Source organism: Nostoc sp. 'Peltigera membranacea cyanobiont' 232 (assembly GCF_002245985.1).
Classification (GTDB): Bacteria; Cyanobacteriota; Cyanobacteriia; order Cyanobacteriales; family Nostocaceae; genus Nostoc.
This window is the reverse complement of sequence record NZ_NOLK01000033.1, coordinates 58,752-71,777: the sequence shown is the minus strand read 5'-3', so window position 1 is coordinate 71,777 and position 13,026 is coordinate 58,752. Positions and strand designations below refer to the sequence as shown.

Below are 13,026 nucleotides of genomic sequence, written 5' to 3'. Positions count from 1 at the left end.
TAATTACCAAAAAAAAGTTGGGTAGTCGCATTGTTGTTGGTGAAGCGTGTTGGACTAAATCTTAGCCTAAGCCTACGTATGTCTAAGCCTAAACAAGTATAAACCTTTGTTTGCTTTCAACCACGAGACGATTACCAGTCGCCTCCAACAAGCGAATAACCAACGCTTGATTGAATGAATCTAAAAAAAAATTCAAATTTAGGCTAACACATTTTGACCAACAGCGAGGCTACCTGATGTACAAAAATCATCAGGACAGTCACTCATGTTCCAAGAAAATTTCGGGGCAGATTTTGATAACAAGCCCCAATTAAGCCTTTCACAGCCTTCAAAAAAGAAAATCAAACCCCACCTGCCCGCAGAATCCGTGGGTAAACGCTACGTAGAGCGCTTTTGGCATCCATTTGGGGCGATAGTTGCCCCTTCTTTAGTAGAAGGTGCAAAACCAGCATGGCGCACTATCGATTATTATCTCCAACCCTCCCAACTGTGGAAGCTGCACCAAGACAAGTCAAAACTAGTAGGTCTGCGCTTTGACAACACAACACGTTACGCCACAATTGATTTAGACTTTTTTGGGGACTATCACAAAATTGAATCTATAAATCGCATCAAAGCAGCGCTAGAGGACATTGGCATAGTCGATATCATTATCCTCCAGTCCAGCTTTAGTGGCGGCTATCACCTAATCCTAACCTTTGCATCTCCCCTGCCCACTTTTGGTTTAGCCTGCGCCCTAGAGATTACCTTGAGAAATGCAGGTTTTATCCTCCGCCAAGGACACCTAGAAATCTTCCCCAACACCAAACCATATAGTGCCAAACAAATAACCAACTACAAAGCCATCCGCTGCCCTATGCAACCAGGTAGCGGGTCATTTCTACTTAATGACGACTTACAACCAATTAGTGACTCAGTTTCTATCTTCCTCGATTATTGCGATCGCGCGGCCAGTCGGCAAGATTTAACCAAACTAAAACGGGTAGCGAACAAAGCCAAAAAACAAATTTCACGGGAGAGATATCGCAAGCAAGAGTCTGCTGACATTGTACAGTGGCGTGCCAACTGGGAAGAAATCATCACCACAGGTTGGACAGGAAAAGGACAAACAAACACCCTTCTACAAATCTTCGTAGGGTACGGAATCGTCTTTTTAGACTTAGAGAGTGATAAATTAGTCGAATTTTGCCTTACTACCGCAATGAACGCCCCTGGCTACAGCCAATATTGCCGACACCAACACGAAATCGAAGCTAGAGTGCGGCATTGGGTAGAATCCACAATTCGCAACAAATGGTACAGCGCTTACATCAGTTATCCCGAAAGGTTGTTGGGTACATTCGCAAACACATTTGCAGAAGCCATAGCAGGCATTAGCAGCATTGATAAACCCAAAGACAACGTAATCCCATTTGACCGTCGTAAGCAACAAAACTGGGAACGCAGCCAAAAAGCTCAACAACGTATCCAGTTAGTGGTAAGGGCAATAGAGTGGGATAGAGGGTTGCCAGTAGGGGCTACTGAACGGGGTAAAGCAATACGTGCTGAATACAAGCGCCGCTTTCACAAAACTATCTCACAAGAGACACTACAAAAGCACTTGCATTTGTGGCATCCCACGCGCTACATCTTAGATCCTTGGGTAGAAAATAGCTTAAACCCTTATCAATCAAGCAATGACGGGCAATTTAATAGCTTTCAAAACTCATTTGCAAAACAGAGTGTTGAAAACCCTTACCAAAACCAAAGTGACGGTCATTTTTACTATATGAAGGTTTTTTGTAAATGTTTACCTTCTGCTGCCGATGCCCCTACAGGGCAGTTGGCAGCAGCAAGTTTTGAAGAAGTTGCTAAGTCTGAAGGAGAATTATTTGTACTACAGGTACAAGATGAATCTGACGAAATTAATTTTAATTTTGAAGAATTGAATTTATTACAACCAGAAGATTTGTCGTTAACTTCATCTTTTAATAATTCTGATAATTCATCAGTTTCTTCAAATATTATACAACTTGCTCAAAATGTTAATCAAAGTAATTCAGATAAGGATTTTAAATACCTTTCTAACCCCAGCGCGGCTGAAAATTACAATAACAAAAACTTATTAATCAATTCTGCTAGTATTCCGCTTACTGCGCCTACACCTGCAATTGTGCCGTCTGAAACGTCACAAAAAGCTGAAGTTAGAGAGCAAAGTACACCTTTAAGCGACCCAGCAGCAACTCTCGCTTTGTCAGAACTGAAGAATCTGACTAAGTTGCGACTCCAAGCAGCATCTTACGCCAAGCGTGTAGCTAGAAAGTACTGCCTAATTGTGCGATGTCTAATTGGGGGCAAAGAACGCGAAAGACTGGAGCAGAGTGCCAAAATGCAATTTTATCTCGATTCAGGTAACAAAACTCTAATTGCAGAAGCTAACGAGTGGGCAGCTACTAATCCTGGATGGCTGCCGTTTTCGTTGGAGTTGGCGTTTCAAGAAGGTGAGACGTCACGTTCAGCAAAGTTACTTCCCAACCAACCTGCAAGAGGGTAGGAGATTGCCCACCAAAGATGACTCCAGGCAAAGTGTGCGCCATAAACTCGTCCTTGTACAGCAGTGGGGATGCGGTCTGCAATTAATGTCTGGGTGGGTAAGTTTACTAAACTTTGCCCTGCACCCGCCACAAACCATAACAGTATCAGTGGTGCTAAATTTGCGTAGTTAGCAGGCAACAAAACCAATGTTATCAAAGTTGCACCAATCAAAACAAATGTTGTACGTGGCAAACTTCTATTGAACGTACCAACCGCAACTGCACACAGGGTTGCACCAATCCCAAAAGCTGCCATCACCCAGCCGTACTGCACTTCTCCCAATTTGAGTGTACCTTGAACATAGCCAACAGTATTTACTAATATCTGCGTTCCGGCAATTGATGCGACTAACTGCATCGCTAGCGCGTAACGAATAGGTGCATCTGTAAGCAGGCGAGTTGTACCGTCTTTAATGTCTCCCCATGTTCGGCGTGTTGTCCTGGAAGGCTGTTGATTTTGTGCAACAACGAGCTGACCTGGTAGGGTGAAGATTAAGACTGCTGCGATCGCAAAGCTGAGAGCATCCAAAAAGAAAACTTGTCTCGCACCAATGAAGGCGGCGACACTTCCAGCGATACCAGGGCTAAGTACACCAAGTAATTGATAAGTAGCAGCCGAAAGAGCGATCGCGCCTGCATAGTCATTCTCACCCGTGACTAATGGAATTGTGGCTTGGTAAGTTGGGGTGAAGAAAGCATTAAAGACGTTAAGCGCAAATATTACAGCAATTTTCAGGTAAATAGACCACAGTGGTTGAACCAACCGAAGGCATCATCTTGAGTAATGTAATTGACAGCAAGAACCATTGCTTGGTCGAGTGATTCTAGTGTGCGTGCTTCACAAGAACGGAGAAATTGCTTGAGTTTCGACCAACATAGTTCTATGGGGGATAAATCAGGAGAGTAGGGGGGCAAAAACTTGACTTTTGCACCGACCGACTCAATTGCAACTCTTACACGTTCAGCGTGATGAACCCGAAGATTATCCATGACCACGATTGCCCCTTTCCATAACTGAGGTATTAGCAGTAAACCACAAAGTTCTGAAAACGAACGTAAAAATAGGGGTTTCAGCCATTGTAAATCAGTCAGCAAACACCATTGGTAATAGAGCGATCGCTTCGAGATAACTAGGGGCATCGTCTGAAATGGTCAATTTAACGTTGTTTTGTGAGTTTTGTGATATCCCTGGCTTTAGCTGAAATGTCCAGATGGTAAGACTTCTAAAAAACTTTTTGGTTTACTGATTAGTATCTCAGTTACATAAGTGAGGAATACATCAGTATTTGTACTTCCTGGTACAGTCATCGCTGCAACCAGTCCATCAAGGCTTAAAGCACCAATTAAAGAAACGTTTCCACCCTTACTTCCAGGTATACTACCAACTGCTATGAAGCCATTCATGGCTCTAGCAAATAAGCGTGACATTGATAAATTCAATCCCGCTTCATCGACAAATATCAGGTTTCTAACATCAATTTTATCTAAAGTTCGGCGATAGTCATGTCTTAACTCTTGTACTCTTGGGGTGTCTTGCTCGCTGGCGTAAAGACTTTTTTTTTACATCCTAAGCCTAATTTTTCTAGTACACGATGCATTGTCGTAATACTTACACTAATCCCTGTGTGTTCTGCATAGCGATCGCATAATTCTCTGAGTAGCAAATCATTTTTTCCCTCAACTAAAGACTGGATAAGGCCCAGATGCTCGTTTTTGATCGTTGGCTTTTGATATCCTCCACGTCGTTTTGCCTCTATTTGTCCATTTGTCCGATACTGACGCAGTAGGTTTCTGACAAATGACAAGCTGACCTTAAATCTTTGCGCCAACTGGCGTTGAGAGCCTTCTTTGGCTTCCCACGCCATAATCACACGCTCACGCAAATCCTTTGAGTAAGATACTGGCATCTATTCATACAATATTATCTCTTCAGTCTAACTTAGCTTGTGGTTCAATTACCTGAAAATTGCTGTAATACGTAAACTTGCCAAATCTGCGTCACAAAAGGCAACATACCCACAATTAGCATTCTGAATATATGGGTAATGACCATGATTTTCTTGCGATCACGCCTGCAAGAGGAGACAGTAACACAAAAGCCGTGACACGCAAAGTCAAAGCGACTGAAAGTATAGCAACCGTCTAGTCTATTAGGACATAGACTAGAAGTATTATCATGACCTGCTCTGGTCTAATTTGCTATGGCTAAACCCTACAGTTACGACTTCCGCCAGAAGGTGCTCCAATCAATCGAGTTAGATGGATTGAAGAAAAGCGAAGCCAGTAAACTCTTCAATATCAGCCGCAACACGATCAACCTGTGGTTGCACCGCAAAGCCGAAACTGGAGATATTCAGCCGAAGCCCAACCATCCGCCTGGTAATAACCACAAAATCACAGACTGGGAGCAATTTCGGGCTTTTGCTAAATCTCATGGTGATAAAACCCAGGTGGAGATGGCTCAACTGTGGGAGGACGACATAAGCGATCGCACAATTGCAAGAGCGTTGAAGAAAATAGGGTTCACGCGAAAAAAAAGACCTATGGCTATCAAGAGCGGGATGAGGTCAAACGGCAAGCATTCATAGAACAGTTGACAACCCAAGCAGATGAAACGATTGTTTATGTCGATGAAGCGGGTATGGACAATCGAGAAGACTACGGTTATGGCTGGAATGAGAAAGGACAACGGTTTCATGCGCTCAAACCAGGACGGCGGCAAGGTCGAGTGAATATGATTGCAGCCTTGCGTAATCAGCAACTAATGGCTCCTTTTACAATCGAAGGTTCCTGCAACCGGATTGTGTTCGAGATTTGGTTGAAAACCTGCTTAATTCCTCTGCTGGAACCAGGGCAGGTGGTAGTAGTCGATAATGCCACGTTCCATAAAGGCGGTCGTATTGAGCAACTGATTCAGCAAGCAGGTTGTAAACTGCTGTACTTACCCCCCTATTCACCGGATCTCAACAAGATTGAGCAATGCTGGTCTTGGCTCAAAAGTCGCATTCGTAAACAACTTGACCAATGTGAGTGTCTACGGGATGCGATGGAGCATATCTTATCTCTAGCGTCCTAACCGCCGTGGCGGTTGCTATACAACCACAGCATTTTTTCCAGCTAACTCAAAGGCCAGAAGGGCTAAACCCACCCAAGTAAGTGCATCGCCCAATAAACTAGTGGTCTGAGCAGTGTACAGCCTTGCAAATACCGGATTCCTCAAGCTGCGGAAAAATGTCAAGGTATTCATCTTGAAAGAGGGATAATATCTCTTAACCCGGTTTTCTGCGCGAATGCTACTCATACCCCAGTTTCAAAAATCTCAGCAAATCAGAGCATTTTTCTCTCATCAGAGATATAAAGGAGCGCTAAGCACTCCTGAGGGCAACAATCGGATCGAGTTGAGCAGCGCGACGAGCTGGGACGATGCCAAATATCAGACCAATGCTGCCAGAGACTCCGACAGAGATCGCGATCACACTCAGTGGAACAGTGGGCTTCAAGGGGGTAAACACTGCTACGAACATCGCGCCACTAACACCGACACTGGTGCCTACCAAGCCCCCAGCAACTGACAGAATCACCGCCTCAATAATGAACTGAGTCAGAATAGCTTGTTGGGTAGCACCAATGGCTTTCCGTAGCCCAATTTCCTTGGTACGCTCAGTAACCGAGACGAGCATAATATTCATAATACCAATGCCGCCAACCAAAAGGGAAATGCCAGCGATCGCAGCCAGCATCAGGCTCATAGCACCGGTGACTTGACCAATGAGATCCTGAAAAGACTTATTAGCTACGACGGTAAAGTCTTTCTTGCCGTGCAGCCGTGTCAGTACGTTGCTCATCTGAAACGCTGCCGCCCGGATACTCGACTTATCCTGAGCAGAAACCTGGATATAGTCCACAGGGATGCCATAGGGGGACTTGCGTCCAGAAATTTGGCTAGCCATAGCGGTAATGGGTACGTAGACAAGCTCATCTGGATTGTCTCCTCCTAAAGACCCCTTGGCCTGCATCATCCCAATCACTTGAAACGAGAGATTGTTGATCAGTACCTCCTGACCAATGGGGTTATCACTGCCAAAAAGCTTGCGGGCAGCTTCTGGCCCTAGAGCCGCCACCTGAGCATTCTGCTGTTGCTGAGAAAGGTCAAAAAAACGCCCATTAGTCACCAATATATTCATCACGGAAGTCATGTCTGGCGTCGTACCAAACACATTGGTAGACATCTGTCTGCTGCCGTGGGCAATCAACAGTTTTGATGAAATTATGGGAGCTACCTGAGTCACGGCAGGTACTTGGGTTTTAATCGCTTCCGCATCTGACAACACCAGTGTTGGCTCTTGGACAGTTAAACCCTGGGTATCTTGACTACTTGGAAACACAACCAGCCGATTAGCTCCAAAAGACTCCAGCTTTCCCAGCATATAACTTTGCGCTCCTTGACCAATGCCAATCATGGCAATAACAGAGGCGTTGCCAATAATTATCCCTAACATAGTTAAGCTACTGCGTAGCTTATTAGTAGTTAAGGTCTTGGTCGCCATCATAAAGCTTTCAACAATATCCATTAGTTAGCCTCCGCTTTCTCCCCATCTCCTCATCTCCCCCTGTATCAACTAGAACGCAATCGTATCAACCCCGTCGATTTTTTGGTCTGCTGGAGGTTGGATGAATACCCGTTCACCTTCGGAAGCTCCCTGAAGAATCTGGGTTTGATTGCCGGAAGTGACACCAACGGTAACAGGGCGGAATTGGGCTTTATTGTTTTGATCGGGTATCAGTACACCTGTTTGCCCGTCTTTTTTGGTAATAATGGCTGCTAGGGGAACAACTAAAGCATTGCTAATCTGCTTGCCCAGGAAGGTCAACTTCACATTTATGCCTGGTTTGAGTAAGTCTTGACCCGTTTGCAGATCTACTTTGACTCTAATAAACGTGACGTTGTCTTCCTTAACCGCTGTGGGGGCGATTAACCGAACGCGTCCCTTAAAAACATTGTCAGGATAGGCATCAGCACGAATCTCAACGTTCTGACCTGGTTTAATTCGCGCCATACTGACTTCGGGCACTTTGGCTTCGACTTCCAAGCCACTAGAAAGTTCAGCAATCGATGCCGAAGTCGCACCGTCACTGGAAGAAGCTGAAGTGGTTGGTGTCACAAAGTCTCCTTTTTGGGCAAATCGTCGCGTAATCGTGCCAGCGAAAGGAGCACGGATAAATGTATTTTCCAACTGAGTCTCATAGTATAGCAATTGAGCCTTGGCTTGGTTAAGGTCAGCTTCAGAGGCAGCGATTTCTTCTTTTCGTGTACCATTGCGGAGTTTTTTCAGGCTTTCCCTTTGTTCTCTCAGCCCAGCATTTTGTGCTTCCAGGTTAGCCTGCGCTTGGCGCTCTTTACTTAAAAAATCCCCTAGCGTATCACGCGAGATTGCCCCCTGCTGTGCTAGAAATTGGTTGCGCTTGAGTTCTTCCGTAGCACGATTCAACTGTGCTTGAGCATCAGCTATGTTGGCTTGTGCAGTAGCCACTCTGGCTTGAGCTTCCGCAATCTCCTCTGGACGCGTCCCAGTCCGCTTTTCGGCAAGCTCAGCAGATGCTTTGACCACTGCTGCCTTATATTGATCCACCTGGGCTTGAAATTGCTCACTTTCCATGCGCGCTAACAATTTGCCCTGCTCTACCTGGTCACCTTCGTCCACATACAATTGAGCAATCCGGCCTGCCTCTTTGGGACTGAGATTGATTTTCCGCACTGCCTGGACAACTCCGTTGGCTTTAATCTGAACGGTTAGGTTCCTAGAAGCCACCGCCACTGTCAGGTTGGTGATATCTGATTTGGGCGTCGTACTTCGGATTGTAAGAATTACAGCAGTAGCAGTGCCTAACAACCCAGCTGCTAATAGTCCTATAACCCAAGGGATAGGCTTCTTGACTTTGCCAAAGATCGGAAGTTGCATAGGTTTATTGGTTGTGTTGCTAAAACATGCAAGAGACTACTACTCAATAACTCTGGGTAACTTTGCCTTCGCACACAACTTTGCGTTATTTAAAGGTTGTTCTGAAGAATTTATCCAGACTGATTGGGGTATGAGTAGCATTCGCGCAGAAAACCGGGTTAAGAGATATTACATGAGTAATACAAGCATTTTTAAAAGCTGAAACCCTTACTTTATCGTTGAGTAGTGACTCGATGATCAGCAGAGCGTCAATGACCTTCGTTATCATGAGAATCCTTATTTAATAAGGCTTTTAAGCTTAACTCGGTTTTCTGCGCGAATGCTACTCATACCCCATATACTACAGAATTGTTAAAGGTCGTGGATGCTTTGAGGCTGACAAAATAATATTTTTAATTTCTAACTCTATTTGATTTGCGGTTCTCTCATATCGCTTTAGTCTAAACTCCAGTTATAATAAGACCTCCTTCATTTAGCAGTTTATTTAACAACTCTTCTAGCTGTGATACTGACTCAAACAATCTATGAGCTATATATTCTTTTGCTGAATGCCAAACCAATTCAATTAAATTATAATTTTGTCAGGTGGTGATTTTTTCAATGTTTGCTCCTTAATTGGTGACAACTTGGCCGTAGTCTAACTTAACAATCCGATCTGCTAAATGAAAATAGCGATCGTCGTGGCTAATTACTAAAACAATTTTGCCCATTGTTTTTAGTTCCATCAAAATTTGTTTGTAAAAAATATCTCGAAAATAAGGGTCTTGATCTGAGGCCCATTCGTCAAATAAATAAATTGGTCTATCTTCTAAAAAAGCTATCAGCAAAGCTAGACGCTTGCGTTGTCCTTGAGATAAATCGATGGTTGAAAATATACCCTCATGGACTTCTACTTTATGGTTTAATTCTAATTTTTGGAGATACTCGAAAGCTTGGTCATCTAAATTTTTTAAATCGATGCCTAAAATTCTGTCAAACAGATAAAAATCAGCAAATATGGTTGTAAAAAGTTGTCGATAAGCTTCTAGATTTTGGTTAGTAATAGGTTGTCCATTAAGCAGAATTTTACCTTTTTCGGGAATGTATAGTCCAGTAATTAGTTTAGCAAGAGTAGACTTGCCAGAACCATTCCCACCCACAATAAAAATAAGTTCGCCAGAATTAATCGTTAAGTCTATAGGACCCAGTTCAAAATTGCTCTGCTTACCTTTGCCGTGGTAACTGTGAGTGACTTGAATAAAGTCTATTTGATAAGAGGAAGACTCGGAAGGAAATTTAAGCATAACCGAATTCTCAACTTGTTCGGAAAGCAACAAACCTAACTGGTCAATTTTTTGCAAAGCAACATTAGCTTGAGAGAAAATCGAGAGGTTTTGCACGACCATTTGTACTGCACGAGTTAGATAAGTAAGCGTCAGAATGTAGCTAGAGAATAATTGATTTTTAACTGGGAATATTTGGGGTAAAGCAAAGACGACTACAGCCAAGAGAATGAATTGCTGAAATTCTCCGTAGCTAGTGGCGAGCGCAAAAAATTTAGAAGCTGCTACTCGATAATTTCGTAAAGATATTGCTGTTGTTTGCAAATGTTCGGAAAGAAAAGCATTGTGTCGAGAGCGATGAAGCTTCAGTTCCTTGATCCCGTCTGTAATCGCGCGAAAGTCTTTGAACAGGCGGTCTTCTTCGTCTCGAGCTAGTTTTTCAAATCGAATAATGGTCCAATACAAAAAATTCACTAGGGCAATTCCCAAGACAAAGAGAACTACCGTGAGCAAAAACACCAGCCGAGAAAGCCAAATTAAATAAATCAGACAACCGATTATTACAGTAATGTTAATCAAGAAAAAGGGGAGACTAGACACTCCTATACCAATCGCGCCAGTATCATGGGTTAAAGTAGCTAACAAGCGATTTGACCCCAATTCTTCCAAATGCCGCAAAGGGCAAGACAAAATCTTCCTACTCAGACGCAATCGCAGCTGATAAATTGCTGTTTCAGCCATTTTAGCCAGGAGCGTATGAGTGGTAAAATTAGCGGCAAAGGAGAACACTAGCAATCCAATAAAAGTCCAGATTTGTAAACTGCTGACTGGGCCCTTGCTGTTAACTGCACCGTTAATTAGAGCAATTAAAAATACGCTAGAAGAACCACTTGTTGTTCCGGTAAAAATTACCACTGCAATCGTAGTTCGAGATGTTTTCAGTAGAAAAGATATTAAATTCATTTAGGAATGTGGATTAAAGAAAGTGCAAAACTTTTAAATACCAGATTAGCCGATGAACAAGAATTGTAAGTTAATAAATCCACGTTCCTTAAAACATTGCTCCTCCATTGACTTCGATGGTGCTACCAGTAAAGTAGTCACACTCGATAATAAAACGCATAGCCAGCCAGATTTCATAAGGTTTTGCCATGCGACCCAAAGGAATTTTGGCGATTATTTCTGCTTGTACTTCTGGAGATACGTAATTTAAAATTGGTGTTTCAGTCAATCCAGGGGCGATACCTGCAACCCGCAATCCCCAGGGAGCCAATTCCAAAGCCCAAGTACGAGTAAGAGCATCGAGACCGGCCTTAGAAGCACTATAGTTCGACTGTCCGGGATTACCCGATCGAGTTATGGAGGATATGTTGATGATCGCGCCGGGAGAAATATTTTTCTCAATTACAATAGCAGCAAATTCCCGAGCCATAAAAAACGGGCCAAACAAATTCACATCCATAACTCTTTTCCATTGTGCAGTTGGTAACTTGCGCGACCAACCTTCTTCGTCACGAGTAATTAGTAAACCATCTCGCAAAATACCGGCATTATTAACTAAAACATTGGCATAGCTCAATTTAGCAAAAGCTTCTTCAACAAAATTTTTTACTATTGATTCGTTAGCTACGTCCAACTTAATCCCAAAAATCTTGCCAGAGAGTCCAAAACTTTCTGTTTCGAGTTCTTTCAACCCATCTACGTCTATATCTCCGCCAACTACTAATGCCCCTGCACGTGCCAGTTCAATAGAGATGCAACGTCCGATGCCGCTAGCAGCGCCGGTAACTATAGCTCGAACATCTTCTAATTTCACGTCAATTCCTCTATGTATTTATCCATAAAATATTTCAATTTAGGTTTTGTAGTTATTTCCTAAGATTCATATTAAATAAACTTGGAAAAAAGAGATAAATGATTTAAAATTACAGTAAAATCTCCTGGATAGCTGCGCTAAGTTCGCTAATTGATGCACCCAAGTTTGACGGAGAATTTCAATACCTGGAATTTGTCGTAGCCATTTGGGTGTCGTATGTTGTTCATAAACGGCTATCGAAGATGGTGTTTGGCAAGAATTAAATGATTTAGGATTAAAACCTGGAGTTTCTTTTTTCCTCGAAGGAATAAAGGTAACTAAGACTCAAAAAATTGGTGGCTTTAATGTAGCAGCAAAATGGAAGCTTACGGTTGGAGGAATTGCACCGCTCATATGGATGGTTTATTTGAGATTGAGCAGACTCATCACAAAACTGGGTTGCCCATTAGATGAAATAAAAATTCCACCTGAGCATGTATCCTGTTGTGTATAGTTATAATCTTGGAGATAAACTTGATGGGCTTTGACTTGGTTCCAAAAGGGAAGCGCTGGATTAAGATGATGCACCAGATGATAGCTTTCATTGTGCATTCCAGTGAAAAATGATTCCAGCCAATGGCTATGACGATTGCGAGCCATATAGAGGTTACAGTCGTTCTGCATTAGCGGAAAATGTTCGTTAAGTTCAATAAACCAACCAATAATTTGAAAGGTTGTTAAGTAGGGGACTACCCAGAAAAGCAAGAGTACTTTGCCCAGTCCCAAGAAAGTAGCACCAGCAACAATGCTAGTAACATAGGCTAACATTAACGCTTTCTCAGCCAGATGATCCCCTCCATCCCATAAGCGATGTCGTACTAGCGAGTAAAGGTAAACAGGCACTTTACTCAGAAAGAGGGGTGCAAGGAGATGTTTGAGCGCAAAACTTTGAAGTTTAACTGGGTGATCGTACAAACCCTCCTCTAGCATCAGCTTATAGTCTGGGTCGAGTTCAGGATCACCGAAGTGCCCATGATGGTATCGCACATGGGACTGACGATAGGCAGTGATTGTTTGCAAGATTAGATAGCCAGAACAAAAAGAACCCACAATCAGATTCAGCCATCGATTTCTCGCAAGTGTCTTGTGGGCTGCTTCATGAAGCAATGTCGCAAGGGCACGCTGACGGGAGCCAATGACTAAAACTGCTAATGGGTAGCCGTACCAATGGGTTTGATAAGTGATGAGAACACTTGCCAAGATAAAGGCGTAATTTTTCAACAGAGCCAGCAGCGAATGCCAGTTATCCAGATCGATTAACTTCTTAATCTGCTGATTAATTGGGTCTTCAAACTCATAAACCTTGATTTTTGCAGTATTCACAATATTTTTCCTCCGGTCTCTCAACACAAGTCATATTCAAAATTCAGTTTAGT

General features: G+C 43.1%; 11 protein-coding genes and 2 pseudogenes. 2 read left to right on the top strand and 11 right to left on the bottom strand.

From position 1 onward, the window contains the following. The first annotated feature begins 265 nt into the window (after positions 1-265). Positions 266-2,533 carry a hypothetical protein gene (locus CDG79_RS13850; protein ID WP_094342629.1) on the top strand — a complete coding sequence of 756 codons (2,268 nt, stop codon included), beginning with the start codon at positions 266-268 and terminating at the stop codon, positions 2,531-2,533. Here CDG79_RS13850 and CDG79_RS13845 read toward each other — a convergent pair. From CDG79_RS13845 to CDG79_RS13830, 4 genes are read right to left on the bottom strand one after another with little or no spacing between them, the layout of a single operon-like run. Continuing rightward, the gene (locus CDG79_RS13845; RefSeq protein WP_223278139.1) at positions 2,473-3,336 is read right to left on the bottom strand and encodes an MFS transporter; all 864 of its coding nucleotides are present in this window, start codon (positions 3,334-3,336) and stop codon (positions 2,473-2,475) included. The two genes, CDG79_RS13850 and CDG79_RS13845, sit on opposite strands and share 61 nt — an antisense overlap. Further along, on the bottom strand, positions 3,306-3,713 hold the full coding sequence (locus CDG79_RS13840) for a transposase (protein WP_094342628.1): 408 nt from the start codon (positions 3,711-3,713) through the stop codon (positions 3,306-3,308). Before CDG79_RS13840 ends, CDG79_RS13845 begins: the two co-directional genes overlap by 31 nt. A 54-nt stretch (positions 3,714-3,767) precedes the next feature. Next, positions 3,768-4,034 carry a hypothetical protein gene (locus CDG79_RS13835; RefSeq protein ID WP_333782994.1) on the bottom strand — a complete coding sequence of 89 codons (267 nt, stop codon included), beginning with the start codon at positions 4,032-4,034 and terminating at the stop codon, positions 3,768-3,770. 47 nt (positions 4,035-4,081) lie between these two features. Next, on the bottom strand, positions 4,082-4,480 hold the full coding sequence (locus CDG79_RS13830) for a helix-turn-helix domain-containing protein (protein ID WP_094342626.1): 399 nt from the start codon (positions 4,478-4,480) through the stop codon (positions 4,082-4,084). A 294-nt stretch (positions 4,481-4,774) separates the two neighbouring features. Here CDG79_RS13830 and CDG79_RS13825 point away from each other — a divergent pair. Beyond that, a protein-coding gene (locus tag CDG79_RS13825) for an IS630 family transposase (RefSeq protein ID WP_094342625.1) occupies positions 4,775-5,649 on the top strand; the annotation gives its coding sequence in 2 pieces (ribosomal slippage) (positions 4,775-5,104 and positions 5,107-5,649; 873 coding nt in all). 18 nt (positions 5,650-5,667) lie between these two features. On the opposite strand, the pseudogene CDG79_RS41020 reads toward CDG79_RS13825, so the two are convergent. The 7 genes and pseudogenes from CDG79_RS41020 to gntB form a co-directional block, all read right to left on the bottom strand. Continuing rightward, positions 5,668-5,820 (bottom strand): annotated as a pseudogene (locus CDG79_RS41020) (MFS transporter); the annotation flags it as partial. A gap of 118 nt (positions 5,821-5,938) precedes the next feature. Then, positions 5,939-7,144: an ABC transporter permease gene (locus CDG79_RS13820; RefSeq protein WP_094342624.1), complete on the bottom strand. Its 1,206-nt coding sequence runs from the start codon at positions 7,142-7,144 to the stop codon at positions 5,939-5,941. A gap of 48 nt (positions 7,145-7,192) precedes the next feature. Next, a complete protein-coding gene (locus tag CDG79_RS13815) occupies positions 7,193-8,533 on the bottom strand; it encodes an efflux RND transporter periplasmic adaptor subunit (protein ID WP_094342623.1) in 1,341 nt (446 codons plus the stop codon). 440 nt (positions 8,534-8,973) lie between these two features. Continuing rightward, a pseudogene (locus CDG79_RS41015) lies at positions 8,974-9,111 on the bottom strand (IS630 family transposase); the annotation flags it as partial. A gap of 33 nt (positions 9,112-9,144) precedes the next feature. Then, positions 9,145-10,758 (bottom strand): cyclic peptide export ABC transporter, encoded by a 1,614-nt coding sequence (locus CDG79_RS13810; protein WP_094342622.1) that lies wholly within the window; start codon positions 10,756-10,758, stop codon positions 9,145-9,147. Between the two features lie 88 nt (positions 10,759-10,846). Beyond that, positions 10,847-11,611, bottom strand: a complete 765-nt coding sequence (locus CDG79_RS13805) for an SDR family NAD(P)-dependent oxidoreductase (protein ID WP_094342621.1) — start codon at positions 11,609-11,611, stop codon at positions 10,847-10,849. Positions 11,612-12,013: 402 nt separating this feature from the next. Beyond that, the gene (gene gntB, locus CDG79_RS13800) at positions 12,014-12,973 is read right to left on the bottom strand and encodes a guanitoxin biosynthesis L-arginine gamma (S) hydroxylase (protein ID WP_189524990.1); all 960 of its coding nucleotides are present in this window, start codon (positions 12,971-12,973) and stop codon (positions 12,014-12,016) included. Positions 12,974-13,026 lie beyond the last annotated feature (53 nt).

What these genes read in the sequence shown, in the direction of transcription:
- CDG79_RS13850 (WP_094342629.1), top strand. Translation starts at nt 266, where the DNA reads ATGTTCCAAGAAAATTTCGGGGCAGATTTTGATAACAAGCCCCAATTA.
- CDG79_RS13840 (WP_094342628.1), bottom strand. Translation starts at nt 3,713, where the DNA reads ATGCCCCTAGTTATCTCGAAGCGATCGCTCTATTACCAATGGTGTTTG.
- CDG79_RS13830 (WP_094342626.1), bottom strand. Translation starts at nt 4,480, where the DNA reads ATGCCAGTATCTTACTCAAAGGATTTGCGTGAGCGTGTGATTATGGCG.
- CDG79_RS13820 (WP_094342624.1), bottom strand. Translation starts at nt 7,144, where the DNA reads ATGGATATTGTTGAAAGCTTTATGATGGCGACCAAGACCTTAACTACT.
- CDG79_RS13815 (WP_094342623.1), bottom strand. Translation starts at nt 8,533, where the DNA reads ATGCAACTTCCGATCTTTGGCAAAGTCAAGAAGCCTATCCCTTGGGTT.
- CDG79_RS13810 (WP_094342622.1), bottom strand. Translation starts at nt 10,758, where the DNA reads ATGAATTTAATATCTTTTCTACTGAAAACATCTCGAACTACGATTGCA.